The organism is Okeania sp. SIO3I5, from assembly GCF_010672085.1.
Taxonomy (GTDB): Bacteria; Cyanobacteriota; Cyanobacteriia; order Cyanobacteriales; family Microcoleaceae; genus Trichodesmium.
The window spans coordinates 16,150-33,102 of record NZ_JAAHHT010000091.1; the positions used below are offsets into that span (position 1 = coordinate 16,150).

8 protein-coding genes and 1 tRNA gene are annotated in these 16,953 nt (G+C 33.3%); 5 read left to right on the forward strand and 4 right to left on the reverse strand.

Annotated features, from left to right (window positions below):
* Positions 1-737: 737 nt before the first annotated feature.
* Positions 738-1,244, forward strand: a complete 507-nt coding sequence (locus F6K40_RS20165) for a hypothetical protein (RefSeq protein WP_293138895.1) — start codon at positions 738-740, stop codon at positions 1,242-1,244.
* 464 nt (positions 1,245-1,708) lie between these two features.
* Here F6K40_RS20165 and F6K40_RS20170 read toward each other — a convergent pair whose 3' ends face one another.
* The gene (locus tag F6K40_RS20170; protein WP_293138896.1) at positions 1,709-2,341 is read right to left on the reverse strand and encodes a vWA domain-containing protein; all 633 of its coding nucleotides are present in this window, start codon (positions 2,339-2,341) and stop codon (positions 1,709-1,711) included.
* 2,119 nt (positions 2,342-4,460) lie between these two features.
* Here F6K40_RS20170 and F6K40_RS20175 point away from each other — a divergent pair.
* Positions 4,461-5,129: a hypothetical protein gene (locus tag F6K40_RS20175; RefSeq protein ID WP_293138897.1), complete on the forward strand. Its 669-nt coding sequence runs from the start codon at positions 4,461-4,463 to the stop codon at positions 5,127-5,129.
* A 792-nt stretch (positions 5,130-5,921) separates the two neighbouring features.
* Here F6K40_RS20175 and F6K40_RS20180 read toward each other — a convergent pair.
* Positions 5,922-5,993: transfer RNA gene (locus tag F6K40_RS20180), tRNA-Gln, on the reverse strand.
* A gap of 248 nt (positions 5,994-6,241) precedes the next feature.
* Positions 6,242-9,433 carry a PAS domain S-box protein gene (locus F6K40_RS20185; protein WP_293138898.1) on the reverse strand — a complete coding sequence of 1,064 codons (3,192 nt, stop codon included), beginning with the start codon at positions 9,431-9,433 and terminating at the stop codon, positions 6,242-6,244.
* A 292-nt stretch (positions 9,434-9,725) separates the two neighbouring features.
* Here F6K40_RS20185 and F6K40_RS20190 point away from each other — a divergent pair, with 292 nt between their 5' ends.
* Positions 9,726-10,106 carry a response regulator gene (locus tag F6K40_RS20190; RefSeq protein WP_293138899.1) on the forward strand — a complete coding sequence of 127 codons (381 nt, stop codon included), beginning with the start codon at positions 9,726-9,728 and terminating at the stop codon, positions 10,104-10,106.
* A 1,259-nt stretch (positions 10,107-11,365) separates the two neighbouring features.
* Here F6K40_RS20190 and cheB read toward each other — a convergent pair.
* On the reverse strand, positions 11,366-12,496 hold the full coding sequence (gene cheB / locus F6K40_RS20195) for a chemotaxis-specific protein-glutamate methyltransferase CheB (protein ID WP_293138900.1): 1,131 nt from the start codon (positions 12,494-12,496) through the stop codon (positions 11,366-11,368).
* Positions 12,497-13,468: 972 nt separating this feature from the next.
* On the opposite strand from cheB, the gene F6K40_RS20200 reads away from it, so the two are divergent.
* Together F6K40_RS20200 and F6K40_RS20205 are read left to right on the forward strand one after the other, a co-directional pair.
* Positions 13,469-14,911, forward strand: a complete 1,443-nt coding sequence (locus F6K40_RS20200) for a CHASE3 domain-containing protein (protein WP_293138901.1) — start codon at positions 13,469-13,471, stop codon at positions 14,909-14,911.
* An 826-nt stretch (positions 14,912-15,737) separates the two neighbouring features.
* Positions 15,738-16,953 (forward strand): bifunctional serine/threonine-protein kinase/formylglycine-generating enzyme family protein (locus tag F6K40_RS20205; RefSeq protein WP_293138902.1); only part of this gene is annotated, 1,216 nt, incomplete at its 3' end.

Below are 16,953 nucleotides of genomic sequence, written 5' to 3' on the forward strand. Positions count from 1 at the left end.
AGACTCTCAGAACAGTGGCAGAATTTTTTCAATCCTACAAAGAGCTTTCTCACAAATATTTAGCACGAGAGTTGTTCAATAAACCTCAACTTCCGAAATCTCGAAAAAAGGGAGGATTTTGGTCTATATGAATTTTGAATTTTGAATTGAGAATGTAAAGTTAATTAATTTACTAATTCTGAATTCTACATTTTTTAAATATAAATTTCTTGATTCTCAAGCACCACAACAGACTCTCAGAACAGTGGCAGAATCTTTATGAATTCAGAATTTAGTATTGAGAATACAGTGGCAGAATCTTTTCAATCCTACAAATAACTTTTTCGCAAATATTTAGCAGGAAAGTTGTTCAACAAACCTCAGCTTCCGAAATCTCGAAAAAAGGAAGGATTAGCAATTATAACTTATTCTAACTGAGCTGCTGAGATTGAAATAAAATCAGGTCAGAGTACCTTTCGGCAAAAAAAAGTTAAAACTGCCTTTAAATTTGATAGTGTTTTGTTAAATTTCTCCCAAAATATTGACTTTAAAAAAATTAGATATATCGGGATTCTACCTGCTAATAATTGTTTTTATGTTGAGTGGGTGTATCAATTAAAAATCGAGCCATACCACGCTTTGGACAAAGGTAAAGTTCTCGGTTCAGAAGTTAAGAATTATCACAAACCATAGATAACTTTAGAAATTACTGTTTAAAATTCAATCTATATAGTTGTTTTTCTGTATTTTAAAAGTCTATGTCTAATTACGATAATGTCAATAAAAATTTAAGCATTGAAGAAGTTTATACTTGTCCTGTTTGCTATCATGGTCAGATTTCAGCAATTACTTTAATGGATGCTTTTTCTTGTAATTTTTGTAACCATATTTTTACTGTCGATCTGGTAAAGCAATCATTGAAAATGGCAGATAGTTCTTCTCCTTTAAGCTGGAGATGGAATGGTAAAAAATGGATTGCTGATCGTACTCAAGGAGAATGGAGTTGGGTAATTAAGTTATTAGCAGTTTTATTTGTATTATTACCAACCACATTAATAGGATTAAGTGTTTACTTTTTTCCCGCCATACCTGGTACTCGTTTATGTTGGTTACCGATTTTTTGGATAGGTTTAACTTTTCTATCTCATTTGACTATTATCGTTAATATTGTAATTGATTATTATCAGTTTCCAGTTAAGTTATACTTCAAAGCACTGGGACGAAATTTATGGTTTTGGATTTCACCACAAAATTCTTCAATATAGTAATTTTTATATGTATCTAAGCATTCAGCTTCAGGAGGTTATCTGAATGCTTAAAGCTATAAATTTTAACCTTTGAAGTTGCCAGATAAAATGCGTTTTATGAGCTATATAAAATATCCAGTTTTTTTATTTTAAACAATAAATCTTAATCAGTATTTAAATCTCAATCGGTGAAAAAAAACTTTCTAGATGATATGCAATAGGGGAATTGTTAGAAATAATTTTAAGCAAAAATAGCATTAATTAAAACATCACTTAAATTCATATTTTCTAGGTCGGCAATAGTAACAGTATTGCAAATATCAAACTTAGCATCTACTGTTTGTAATTCATTATCTAATAATTTAAAAAACTTAGTAACTTCAGGTTTATTTCCTACTTAAGTCAGTGAATTACCTAACTCTTCATCTTGCTGTATATTATTAGCAGCAGAGATAATAAATTGTTATAAATCCATCTTAGAATTAAGCAAAAATAGCATTAATTAAAACATCACTTAAATTCATATTTTCCAGGTCAGCAATAGTAACAGTATTGCAAATGTCAAACTTAGCACCTACTGCTTGTAATTCATTATCTAATAATTTAAAAAACTTAGTGACTTCTGGTTTATTTCCTACTTGAATAAGTGAAATACCTAACTCTTCATCTTGCTGTATATTATTAGCAGCAGAGATAATAATCTGCTTGACTCGCTCGGGTTCTTCTATTTCACCTGCTGTAACAACTAAAATAGTTTCCCCATTAGGTTTTGCTATATTCAAAGCACGTCGGTGAAAATAATTATCTATGGCATCCTTAAGAGCATCTGCTAAATTAGTTTTACCGGAAGGTTGATTTTCCAGGAAAATTTGAGCTAAATCTGTGGATGTTACTTGGTCATATCGTTTAAAATAGTCTGAGAATAGGTAAACGGTTAGTCCATCTAAATCTAGCTTCTCACATTCAGTGGCTAATCTGATAATTGATTCTTGCATTAAATCCCATGGTTTTCTATCTGTGGGAGAGTCAGATATGTACATATCGTTACTTTTATCAATTATTAAGGTGTAATCACGCTCTTGTATAGCAGCACCACCTTCTAGTAATGGATCCATAAGGTTAGTCTCCTTTGTTGGATTGAAAATTCAAAATTCAAAATTCAAAATTCATCCTTAACTGAGTTTAAGCATTTATAAATGTCCGCACCCTATTTGTGTAGTGCTATAAATACTTAGTCTCAAGTTTTCAATCTTGAGACTTTCCCAATTAAATCATAGTGTTGTTGTTTACCGAAAGTCTTTTGTTAGGACTTGGGGTGAAGTAATCTAAAGGTCATAATTTGGTTTTATTAATACAACGGGAGCCAAAATTATTGACTGGGGAGATATTAATTATAAGTTATTGATGTGATTAAGGGATAAAATTTACTTTCTTCCTTCTTCCTTCTACTTTACCTAAGTTATTTTTTGAAAATGGTATTAGAGGAAGTTATCTCTTAAAAATTTGCTATTGCCACATTTATAGCAGTTTTCATTAATATAAAAGATTATGACTTAAAGGCAGAAGGCAGAAGACAGAAGTTTTGTAGTCTAACTTTGTGAAAACCGCTATTAAATGAAATCGTTCATTAGAGTGAAATAGTGAAGTTTCCCTTCTTTTTGAAACCCTAAATGAACACAATATCTAATCAACCAACAAAAAGAAAAAAAAATCCTTTTAGTCAATATTCTTGTTTTTCAGGGTAGTTAATAATGATTAATTATTGAATGAGTTTATATTCAAGTTTTTGTAATTTTTTCATGTAGTTTAGCTATTTTAACTTGGGAGTTTTGACAAATTATTTGAAGCTTTTATCTTATGTTTAAGTATTGTTCGCAGTAATTTAAGTTAGGGGCAGTACACTTAAGAATAATTTAGTAGATTTAGTGACTTTTCCTATGGAGATATAAAAATAAGGAATCAGATATAAGATATGAGAATTGAGATATTTCTGAAAAGTCTAGAATACAGCAGTCATCTTCTTCATATATCTTCATTTTTTTCTTTTTCCCTGTTATACCAATTACCATGCATTCATGCTATACTTCAGCTACACTTCAACAATTAAATATTTACCAAGATTTAAAATCTGGGGCATGAAAATTTAAGGTTGGTTAGTATATACTATTCCTACTTTTCCTCTCCCCACCCCTCCCACACTTCCCACACTTCCCCACCCAATTTTATGTAGCATTCATGCATGAGAAATGGTATTAAGTATTCCCTGTTCCCTAGTAGTTAATTCATCTCCCAATTTAACAGGGGTTCTATTGGGAAATTTTAATATAGAGTTTCTTTTGCTAAATTAGTAATAATACAAATAATTTTTTGTATTTAACTTGGTATTTGACTATTGCCAAATAAAATTTTTCTCCATCCCTAGAAATTTCTAAGTTATGATGAAATTACAAATTGAATTTTTACGGAAAAATCCCTCAATTTGATTAGTTAAAAATTGTAGCATCTGGTTGGTAGTTATTAATCTTTTCTCTAAATTAAGCAATTTGGCTTAAATTTTCCCCGATTTTCGTGAGTTTAAGTTTTAAGAAAATATTTTCCTTCCGGATAACACACCAAGTCAAATAGAAGTTAAACAACAGTTGTTTTGAGAATCTTCTAATGGAACTAACGGAATTTTTTTCTAGTCGATATTTCTAAATAAGATTTAGATACATTTGTAAGCTCTGCTACTAATAAGACTATGAGGGAAAAATCAAGTCTGTTTTAGTGCTGAAAGATGAAGTAGAAATATATAGCTTGAATTAACTAATCATGTTTATTTTACCAAAAAATCAGATCCAAAGTCTCCCCTTTTAAGCTATCCCTGATCAGGAACTTCTGAAAATCTTGTGGGGAGGATGGGGAGGATAGGGAGGATGGTCCGTAAGAATCTTGTCTACAGTGATCAAAAAAATGGATTTTTCAATATACTTTTCTCCCAAAAAAGCCTTTGAGATTATTTTGATTAACAGAGAGTTAAAATATTTAAGTTTGTTAATTTTTTAGTTTAGCATAACCTAGCAAGCTCTAGAAATAAATTATTTATAGATTAATTTCTGTAAGCATAAAAAAATCCAACTTCAACCTATACCTGAATCGTCTAAATCACCTATTAAAATTCCATAGCTCCAGAACAATATCTCATCTCACTAATAGGGATAAGTAAACCTATAAATAATTAAAGGATCAAAACTGATGAAATCTAACTCTAAAAATTATGAATCCGATGGAAATGAGCGAGTCGATCGGAAATCCCCTCATCCTTTTTTACTAGCATTAATCTTAACTGGAATCTTAACTGCTGAAGCATATCCAAATCTGACTGAAACAGCAATTGCTGCTGTCAAAGTGCTTAAATATCCCCAAGTACAAACAAACGGAAAAATTACTTCCAAAGCTGATAAGTTTGCTAATCTTTTAAAATTTGCAACAGATACTCAAGTTGAGTCTCAGATAAAAATATCTGAACCTTTTTTCCTAAGTAACAAATCTCTTAATCACATGCTTACTGTTCAGCAAACCTCTATTAATGAGAATTTTGATGATGTGAAAAAGTTCAATAAACCCATTACTGAAGAACCAGAAAAACTTACTAATCAAAGTGAAAAAATTCCTAATGATATAGTTGACGCTGTTTGTCAAAATTTAGCTAGTCAAATAGGTATTGCACCTGAAAAAATTAAAGTCAGTGAAGTTACTCAAGAGACTTGGCCAAATACTTGTTTGGGATTGCCAAAAAATGATGAGCTTTGTGGCCTAAGATTAGTAGAAGGTTGGCGTCTTGTCTTGTCTAATGGCAAAGAGAAATGGGTTTATCGTACAGACAATTTGGGTAAACTAATGAGAGTAGAACCAAAAAAATAAAAATCAGATCAAATCCGGTTAAACAGTTATAGATTGCTTCAGTCTTGATTGAGTCAGGAGTCAGGAGTTAGGAGTTAGGAGTCAGGAGGATAGAGAATTACAAAAGACCTCTCCGGAAAAGAGGGAATAGAGAAAAGGGAACAGGGAACAGGGAGAAGTAATTGATAATTTCTGGATAAGAATTGATTTTATTTTTGATTTTCGGAGATGTCTAAAGATTGAGTAGTTACCGAAACAATTAAACAATTAAACAATTAAATAATTAGATAATTCAGGCTTAATGCCTCCCCAATAAAGGGGAAAAAAGCGGTTGAGGGATGGATGGGTTACCGGCGCCATATCCAATCAACCAAGAGAAATAAACTTTTTCCTTTTAGTCAATCCTCTCCCTAAAAGCTATCCCTTATAAGGAACTATTGAAACCCTTGTGGGAGGATGGGGAGGATGGGGAGGATGGGGAGGATGGGGAGGATGGGGAGGAGGGGGAGGAAGAATTCTGTCTACATTCATAAAAAAGAGTATTGAAAAATACTCTTTTCTCCTGAAAAAGCCAATTCAAGACTTAAACATAACTTGTTTATGTTGTCAAGTTTTATGTTAAGTAAAGATGTTTATAAAGCATAGCCCTAAAAGGGAGAGGTAATTATCCATTATTGAAGACGATTTGAGATTTTTTTTATGTCCAATCAAGCGGATTTGATATCAAAACAAAAGAAATCTGAGGAACTATTTACTTAACCAAGAGTAAAGTAGAAATATCCTTAGTTTATTTAGTTAGTTAGTTTAGTTTAACTGGGGCGGAAGGATTCGAACCTCCGAATGGCTGGACCAAAACCAGCTGCCTTACCGCTTGGCGACGCCCCATCTCGTCAACATTTAATATAATAGCACTTACATCTAGGGGTTTGTCAAGGGTTTTTTCCATAATTTTGAATTTTGATTGTGAGGGAGGCAGAATCAACATTATAGATAGACTGAAAATATTTTCCTAAAATTAAAAATAGAATCAATTATTATCCAGAAATTATCAATTACTTCTTCCTGTTCCCTGTTCCCTGTTCCCTGTTCCCTGTTCCCTGTTCCCTGTTCCCTCTTTTCCGGAGAGGTCTTTTTCAAATTATTGATTTGAGAGCTTTCGGTGCAATGATTGGAATTTTAATGATAAATTCAGTGCCTTCTCCTAATTGGGAATTGCATCTTAAGATACCACTATGTTTCTCAACTATAATTTGATAGCTAATGGAAAGACCAAGACCTGTTCCTTTTCCTACTGGTTTAGTGGTAAAAAATGGATCGAAAACTTGATTAATTAAATTTTCTTTCATTCCAGGGCCATTATCTCGAACAGAGATGGTAGCATATTTGAGTAATGGTTCTTCTTCTGTTTCTTCAGAGTCTAGCTGGGTACTAATTTTAATTATCCTTGGTTCTGGTTGACCTTCAAGGACGTCGATGGAATTACCAATAATATTCATAAAGACTTGGTTGAGTTGCCCTGGATAGCACTCCACCTCTGGCAAATTACCATACTCTTTCACAATCTCAATCCCAGAATCTTTCCCTTTTGACTTAATCCGGTTATCTAAAATTAGCAAGGTACTATCAATACCTTCATGGATATCTACTATTTTTTTCTCTGCTTGGTCTGAACGAGTGAAGTTTCTTAATGATATAACTATTTTACGAATACGTTCTGTACCTGTTTCCATTGAAGACAGAATTTTGGGTAAATCTTCCATTAAAAAGTCTAATTCCATATCTTCAGTTTTGTCCTCAATTTCTGCTACAGGATCTGGATAATAGTTTTGATAAAGGCTTAATAATTCCAGAATGTCTCTTATATAATTTTTAACGTAGGTAAGATTGCCATGAATAAAATTGACAGGATTATTAATTTCATGGGCAACACCTGCTACGATTTGACCAAGAGATGACATTTTTTCTTGTTGAATTAACTGAGCTTCTTTTTGCTGTAGGTTCTTTAAAGCTGCACTAAGTTGATGAGCTTGAGTTTGAGCTGCTAAAGCTGCTGCACGGGTTTGAGCATAAAGTTCTGCTTGATCAATGGCGATCGCTAATTGGTCTACTACTGCTTGGAGTAATTCTACTTCCCTTTCTTTCCAAGGATGATAACTACTATACTGGTTACAGATAACTGCCCCCATTTGACCAGAACGAGTTTGCAATGGTAGCAATAATGTAGATTTTATTCCCAACTGTTGTAGATATAGCTGCATTTGTTTCAGCTGATTTTGATTGATTGTTTCTGTATTGTCAAGTTGTAAAATTTCATAATTCCGAATTTTATCTGACAAAATTGGGATCTGTTCGCTGGGATATTCTGGGGTTTGAACTGATACTTCAGGGTTGGAAGCTTCATGGGTGACAAAAATGCTAGTAACTTGACTAGATAAGCACCAAATGAACAAGCATTGGTCAATTTCTAAGAGGTTTCTAATTTCTGTAACTGCTGTTGCTAATATCTTGTCAATGTCTAGGGAATCTCTAATTTGACTAGCGAGACGAAATAGTAAAGCTTCTCGGTTACTTAATAGTTGTTCTTGAGTTCTCACTCTGTCTATCGCAGTAGCGATCGCGCTTGCGACCCAAGTCAGTACATCTCTAGTTGAGTCGCTAAGAGTATTGTGACTCCATATACACATTACCCCAACAACCCTACCATCTGAGGTCACTATAGTAAAATCATTTGTCAGTATTTGCTGTTCGTTATCGGAGTTAACTTCTGAGTAGAAAAAATCTGAAGTTAAGATGCTTTTTGGGGTCAGTAATTTATGTTGATGTTCTATATCTAATTTTAAGTTGCTACCGGATAATGCTTGTAATTCTAGTTGACTGGTTTGAGTATTAATAGTCCAAATTCCTGAACCAATAACATCTAATTCGGCAGCGATCGCTTTAGCAGAATCTTGGAGCATCTGACTTAGAGAACTTCCGGAACCGAGAGCTACTCCTACTTCAGCTTCTAGGGATGATAAACGCGCTCGTTCTTGCCAAGCTGCTTCTGCACGTTTGCGCTCTGTAATGTCTCGTGAAACTGATACTAATTCTATAACTTTACCTGTTTCTGGATCTAGAATTTTTTGACAAGTGGTTTCAAACCAGATGTAAGAACCGTTTTTATGGCGCAGTCGATGAGTAAAGGTATCTCCTTCTGGTTGTTGATAGATATTAATTGGAGATAGTTTCCGATCTTCTCGATGAAATAGATCGTAGATACAGTTTCCCACTAATTCGTCTGGTTCGTATCCCAGCAGATGACGACAGGCAGCAGAAGCAAACAAGTATATACCTTCTGAGGTTTGCCGAGAAATTAGATCAGTTGAATGATTAGTCAGGAGTCGATAACGTGCTTCACTATCTCGCAGTGCTTCTTCTGCTTGTTTCGTTTGAGTGATATCTGTTTGGATACCAATAAAGTTGGTGACACGATCATCAGAGTCTCTAACTGGAGATATTGCTAATTCGTTCCAAAAGGGAGTACCATCTTTACGGTAATTTTTTAGGACTACTAAACAATTTGTTTCTGATTTTATTGCTTGACGAATTTGGGATACTGCAACCGGATCGGTGTCAGCACCTTGTAAAAATCTACAGTTTTTTCCTAATGTTTCTTGACGAGAATAACCTGTAATTTTTTCAAAGGCAGGGTTACAGTAAATAATTGTATTATTAGTATGGATATTGTCAGTAATAACTATGCCATTGTTACTACCAGCGATCGCTCTTTCTAGCAGCACTAATATTTTTTCTTCTGGATGAGCGTTAACTATTTCTTGTAGTTTAATAAATTTTCCACTTAAATTATATAGCTTTCTTTGTAATTCTACTTGGGTACTGATATGAATACCTAGTTTTTTTAAGAGTTTTTGACATTTCTCTGTTAAGTTTCTGGATACATAATCCATTAATGATAAAGTGCCGATTTGTTTGCCATTAATATTAATAGGAATTCCCACATAAAACCTGATTTTTGGTTCTGATACTACTAAGCTATGATTTGCTATTCTTTCATCTGTTAATGTATCAGGTATGATTAATAATTTTGCTTCTTTTTTCTGTAATTGGGTTGTGTTTTTTTCTGAGGAGTCTAGAATTACTTCTACAAAGTTTAGGAAGGAATCCTTATTCTTATCAATACCTGTTTGAGATTTTAACCAAAGGCAGCTATAATCTCTAAAGCTAATGAATGCAATTGGAGTTTCAGCTATATTTGCTGCTAACTCTACCATTTCTGTAAAGGTAGTTTCGGTAGCTAATAGCTGATATAATGATTTGACTTGCATTTTCTTGCTCTTCCTTGTTTAAACTTTTATTCTTTATGATTTAATCATTAGGTAATGCCTTATTATTTGAGAATATAATCTTGAATAGATTAACAACTTAAATGTTTCTCAAACTATCTTGCTTTATTATAGAATTATAGCATAAATTAAAATTAGTTAACTATAAACCAAGCTTATAGCTTATTTGCAGTTATAAAATAGTAAATTAAGACCTATAGTTTTCTGAGAATAAAGCAGATATACTTAAGGTGTTTACTCATGGACAAAGGGGGACTAAGTTTAGGTTAAAAATATGTCGGAAACTGAAAGTACAAAAAAGACTATTTTGGCAGTAGATGATAGTAAAATTATGCACGGGATTATCAAAAAAGCTTTGGGTGAAAAATATAGGGTGCTAGTAACGGATAATGCTGTAGATGCGTTGTCAATGATTTACCATGAGCAAGTAGCAGTTCTGTTACTAGATGTTTCTATGCCTGATATAGATGGTTTAGAACTATGTCGTACAGTACGCAGCATTCCTCAATTTGAAAGTTTGCCAATTATTATGTTAACAGCAAGAGATAGTTCTTTTGATCAAGTTCAAGGACATTTAGCTGGTGCTACAGAATATCTGACTAAACCTTTTGATGAAAAAAAATTAAATCAGCTTATTACTAAGTTGTTGAACTAATTTTAAGTAAGTGGAAAAATGAAGAGGTCATTTCAGTTATCAGTTATCAGTTATCAGTGAACCTCCGACTGAAGTTGGAGGCTTGAAATACTGAATTAAATATTCTTTTCATCCCCTTAAAAGGGGAGGCGCATACCCTAATTTTTTGGTAAAAATAACGAATTATGGAGCTAATATTGATATTTTTTTTATTAATAAAAACAGTTAATATAATTGGCTAAAAATTAACTAGCCATCATATATAATCCGGATAATTACTATCGCTAAGTCCCCAGCGACTTACACTCCGTGGAAGGTTTGCTCCCCATTCCTTCAGGAAAGCAATCTCTTATGTTTAGGAGATTGCTTCCTATCGTCGAATGACGACTGTTCAAGCAGATTTTATATCAGCTATTAGCCTAAGTATTATGTATCAATTAAGATGTCTGGCAAGGAAAGCATTCTGTCAGGAAAATCTTAGGTTTAAATCCCCTTTTAAAAACCCGGGATTTTTCAATTCTTGACTAAGCTAGAAGGGGAGTAGGTGAGCAGGGAGCAGGGGATAATTTTCCAGGCTTTATCCCAATATTTTCCCCAATATTTATCAATTATTCTTAAAGGTTAATTAACGACTTTTTGTGCTTTTGAGGGAATTGAACCAGATATTTAGACAGAGTTTAATGACACTCCGAAGCTGAAAAATTGGCTTTATTCGTAGCTAATTTATCTATTTTTTTATCCTTTAATTTCTCGTTATATTTCAATTGTTAACTCACGATACTTTGAAACAGAACTGCCTTTTCAAAAGAAAGTTGAATGCTAAAAACTGAAAGTTTTTTAATATTTCAAGTTAGAATTTATAGCAATCCATGCTTATGTTGTAATATTTTATTGTAGGGGTTTTGTTTCCAAATCCTTACAGTTATTTTGATAAATAATTAGATATCTCTTAGAATCAAAAATCAAATTAATTATTATCCATAAATTATCAATTGATTCCCTGTTCTCTGTTCCCTGTTTTCTAGATTTTACAAACCATTAGATATCTCCAAAAATAAAAAATTAAATCAATTATTATCCATAAATTATCAATTGATTCCCTGTCGCCTGTTCTCTATTCCCTCTTCCCTATTTTGTGGATTTTACAAATCATTAGATATCTCCAAAAATAAAAAATCCAGTCAATGATTATCCATAAATTATTATCCATAAATTATCAATTGATTCCCTGTTCCCTGTTCCCTGTTCCCTGTTCCCTATTCCCTCTTTTCTAGAAAAGTCTATTTAGGATTAGTAAAACTTAGTAACTTATGACTAATATCATTGATTGATAAAATATATTGAGCAGCTCCAAGAGCAATAGCTTCTTTAGGCATACCAAATATTATAGAACTAGCTTCATCTTGAGCAATTGTCAGGCCACCTGCTTGAGCGATCGCCTGCATTCCATCTGCTCCATCTCTACCCATTCCAGTTAGTAAAACACCTGCAGAAAAGGAGCCATAAAAATTAGCAACTGAATTAAAGGTGACAGTAATTGAAGGGCAATGTCCTCCAATTGCTGGTGTTTTTGAGCAGACAAATTTACCCCTATTATCTAATTCTAAATGATGCCTTTCTGGTGGAAAATAAATCGTGCCTGCTTGTGGTAATTCTCCTGAAATAGCAATTTTCACTGGTAGTTGACAAACACTTGCCAACCAATTTATTAAACCATTTAAAAAACCATTACTAATATGCTGAACACAAATTATAGGTATAGGAAAAGTAGAAGGTAAATTATTAAGAATAGTTTTTAAAGCTTGAGGGCCACCTGTAGAAGCTCCTATTGCTAAAATTTTAATAATTTTTGAGGATTGAGGATATTTAGGTATAGTTTGGAGTGCAGAAACAATAGGATTTTTTACTAGCTTATTTTGTATATTTTGTAGAAATAATTGTTGTCGATTTTCTTGGCTTACTTTGTTGATATTCGGACGGCGATGAGTAAAAACTTTAACTCCAGAAAGAATTTTAATCTTATTAATTAATTCCTGCTTAATTGCGTCATAATCTGAAATTAATCCAATTTCTGGTTTAGGAAAAACATCAACAGCTCCTGCCTCTAAAAGTTGAAAAATATTCTCGGTATTATGCTCTTGAACAGAACTACTAATAACCAAAATTGGTCGTGGGTATTCGTGCATAACTTCCCTAGTAAATTCTAATCCATTCATAGATGCCATGTGTAAATCGGTACAAATTACATCTGGCTGTAGTTGAGGAATTAATTCTAGTGCCTCTAAACCATTTTTAGCTGTACCTACAACTTCAATTTCTGGAGAGGTAGCAAAAATTCTTTTTAGCACTATTAAAGCTACTGGTGAATCATCAACAATTAATACTTTAATGACTTTTATTTTCGTTTTCATTTGATTGATAAAGGAATAAGGTAAAGGGAATAATGATTCAGTAATTAACAATTAACAATTAACAATTAATAATTACCTATTCCTAAAATATATAGGATTGATCAAGAAGGATTTTTTTTCATTAAAAGTGGATGTTTTTAACCTGAATAATTTAATTAATAATTACTAATTATTAATTATTCAGTAAAGTTTAAAAAGTCAAAGAATGATAAATATAACTGTTAAAAATCAATTTAAGTAGCTATTTTTAAGCATCTATATGCCTTTTTGTAGCATTATTTTTTGCCAAGTGGTATTATATAACAATTACTGATAACTGATAACTAAAATTATTCAGGAGGCTAGCTAACGACAGTTGACGTAGTATTTGGCAGGAAAGGCTTACTATTCATTTTTCCGATGTAAGGATTCAGTACATCGCGTATCAGCTATCAGCTTCCGAGATACATCTACATTTCCAATTATGGATTGACAACTCAGACAAGTCGTTTTTGTGCTTCAATTTTCTGATTGAAAATGTTCTATAAGTTAAAGGAAGAATTGCTTGATTAATAATTAGATATGAGAGCTGATTCTTAATAGCTAAATGCTTACTTTATGATATACTAGACAACTAATCATAGGGTGCATCTCATATTTGCAAAAATACTTTTTTCCTATTCCCTATTCTCTGTTCCCAGTTAAGTGTTCCCTATGCATCAATAAATTTTTGGCTTTCTTCTTGCATTGAGATGCACCCTAATCATAATTATTAGACAATATAGCAATCCTAAATAGGTTGCGGGTAATCAACAAGTAGATAAAAAAGCTGAAACTCTTACCTATTTGCAGTTAAGTTTTCCCTAAAAGCGGTAAGATTTGTATACAAAAATATATTAGAGGATTGCTATATTTTTATAACTTGCTTATTATATCAATAATACTACTAAATTAATGAAGTAGTTCCGGAGGAAATAAAGACAGAATAGATAAATGAATCTTAGACAAGTTTTATCTGTAGGATCAATCGTAATTATTGGTACATTTGGAATTAGTAATATTTTTTCCCAAAGTAGCATTCATACTTTAGAAGAATCGGCGGAATGGGTAGCTCATACCTATCAAGTTAAAGGTTTATTAAAAGGATTAGAAAAAACTTTAGTTGATGCAGAAACAGGACAACGGGGATTTATTTATTCTGGGCAAGAAAATTTCCTCGAACCATATAATTTGGCGCAAGAAACAATTGATGATAATTTGGAGGAACTTAAATATCAAATATCTGATAATCCTGAGCAACTAAAAAGATTGGCTAAAGTTGCAGATTTAACAGAGTCTAAAAGATCGGAGTTAGAAGAAACTATAGAATTAAAAAGAGCTGGTGAAGAAGAAAAATTAAGAGAGTTAGTTTTATCTGGTTTGGGCAAGGAGATAATGGATGAAATTCGGCAAAAAATTGATGAGATGATGGCAGTAGAAGACCAACTCCTGAAGGCAAGAAAAAAACAAGCACAAAAGGCTTATCAATTAGCAATAATTGTTTCGTGGAGTAGTTTGATAATAGTTGTAATAGTAAGTGTACTTATTATATTTTTGATTAATAAAATTGCTATTCAACCTATTAATATTGTGGCGAATTTGATTGCCAGTTATGCTAATGAAATTGCTGCTACAGTCGAACAACAGGAACGCACCGCTTCTGTACAAGCTAATTCTGTTAATACCACCACTAAGATTATGGATGAGTTGTGGTCATTTTCTCGTCAGTCTTCCCAACAAGCAAATGCAGCTAATAATACTGCCCAGTTCGCTTTAGAAGCTGCCGAAAAAGGAAGCAAGACTGTCATCGAAACATTTGATGCTATGAATAATTTAAAAATAAAAGTTGAGGCGATCGCTCATCAAATTTTTAGATTAAGGGAGCAAACTAATCAAATTAGTCAAATTTCTCAGATGGTGGGTAATTTAGCGAATCAAACAAATATGCTAGCTTTGAATGCGAAGGTGGAAGCGGTGCGCGGGGGAGAGAATAGTCAAGGTTTTTCCATTGTTGCTGCTGAAATTAAGAAGTTGGCAGCACAGAGTAAACTATCTGCTGAAAAAATTAGAATTTTAGTGGAGGAAATTCAAGACTCAATTCATTCAACGGTATTGGTAACTGAAGAAGGAACTAAAAGAGTAGAGTTGGGGATGGAAATAACAGACACAACAACTGAAGCTTTTTCCAGAATCACTAAGTCGGTAAATAATGTTGTTATTAATAATCAACAAATTTCTTTGAATATTGAACAGCAAGCTAATGCTATTAAAGAAGTGCTAGAAGCAATGGAGAATATTAATCAAGGAGCAAAGGAAACGGCGTTGGGAATTGGTCAAACGCGCACAGGTACGGAGGATTTAAGGAAAGCTGCAGAACGGTTGAAAAATATAGTGTAGTTAATAATGAATAATTAATAATGAATGAGTTGAATTATTTAAGTGTTAATTGTTAATTATTAACCATCAAGATATCCCCTTTCAAGGAAAGGAGCTTGAAAAACCCATGCGGATCATAACTGATAACTGATAACTGATAACTGAAAAAAAGGGATTGACAACAGAAAATTTGACATGGTACTATAAGCATAATGGAAAAGGTGCGCTCAGATATACTCAAATCAATTTGGCTAAAAAAAACCAGATTTTCCGTTCCTGAACAGCCAAATTCAATTACAGAACTCAGAAAACTTTTGAAACAACACCAGAAATTGTAGGAAGAACTCTAATTACTGATAACTGATAACTGATAACTGATAACTGAAAAAAGGGGATTGACAAAAGAAAATTTGACATGGTACTATAAGCATAATGGAAAAGGTGCGCTCAGATAGACTCAAATAAATTCGGGCAAAAAACCAGATTTTCCCTTCCTTAAGAGCAAAATTAAATTAGACATCTCCGAAAACTTTTGAAACAACACCAGAAATTGTACGAAGAACTCTAATTACTGATAACTGATAACTGATAACTGAAAAAAGGGGATTGACAAAAGAAAATTTGACATGGTACTATAAGCACAATGGGAAAGGTGCGCTCAGATAGACTCAAATAAATTCGGGCAAAAAACCAGATTTTCCCTTCCTTAAGAACAAAATTAAATTAGACATCTCCGAAAACTTTTGAAACAACACCAGAAATTGTAGGAAGAACTCTAATTACTGATAACTGATAACTGATAACTGAAAAGAGGAAGTCTGATAACTGATAACTGATAACTGAAATGATGCAGTCTGGAACAATCCTGAGACAACATTACAAAATTATTGGCTCTCCTCTGGGGAGTGGAAATTTTGGAGATACCTACTTAGCTGAAGATTTAGACTTACCAGGAAACCCGAAATTTGTAGTCAAACATCTATCACCTAAAAATTTAGCTCCAGGACTTTTGCCGGTTGCTCGAAAGTTGTTTGAGAGAGAAGCAGAGACTTTATACAAATTAGGCAAAGACTCAGATCGAATACCAAAATTATTTGCTCATTTCCAAGAAGAAACAGAATTTTACTTAGTACAAGAATATATAGAAGGGCAAGATATAAGTAAGGAACTTACGTCGGGGAAAAAATCAGGTGAGTCTTATACTATTGCCTTACTCACAGGAATATTATCAGCATTAGCGGTAGCTCATCAAAATAATATTATTCATCGAGATATTAAGCCACAAAATTTGATGCGTCGTAAGTCGGATAACAAAATAGTATTGATAGATTTTGGGGCGGTAAAAGAAATAAGTGTATTAACCACAGGTAACCAACCAGGTGCAACGACTTTAACCGTAGCAGTCGGAACACCTGGTTATATGCCAAGCGAACAAGGTATCGGCAAACCAAGATTAAGTAGTGATATATATGCAGTGGGAAGAGTGGGAATAAAAGCACTGACAGGCAAAGAAGCACAAAGTTTACCAACAGATCAAGATACAGGAAATATAATCTGGCGAAACGAAGCACAAGTGAGTAACCGTCTGGTAGATATATTAGATAAGATGGTGCGGGAGTATTTTAGAGAACGTTATAAAAATGCGACGGAAGTATTAGAAGCGTTAGGTTTGATCGCTCCATCACCAGAACCGACACTAGCACCTCCCCCTCCACCACCCAAAATTCCTATTCAGACATTTACTACTGTCACAGTTAACAGCAGAGGAAAAATAATTAGTCGCCGTCAAGGTGAAGCAGAAGTAATAACAGAAAACCTCGGCAATGGAGTCACCCTAGAAATGGTGAAAATTCCTGGAGGTAGATTTCTCATGGGGTCTCCAGAGACGGAAGCAGGAAGATTAGATTGGGAAGGTCCGCAACATTATGTGGATGTGCCAGAATTTTTCATGGGAAAGTATCCAGTCACTCAAGCACAGTGGGAAGCAGTTATGGGAAAAAAGAATTTTTGGCAGGTGATTATGGGAAGTGAAAATAATCCTTCTAGGTTTAAAGGTGTAAACA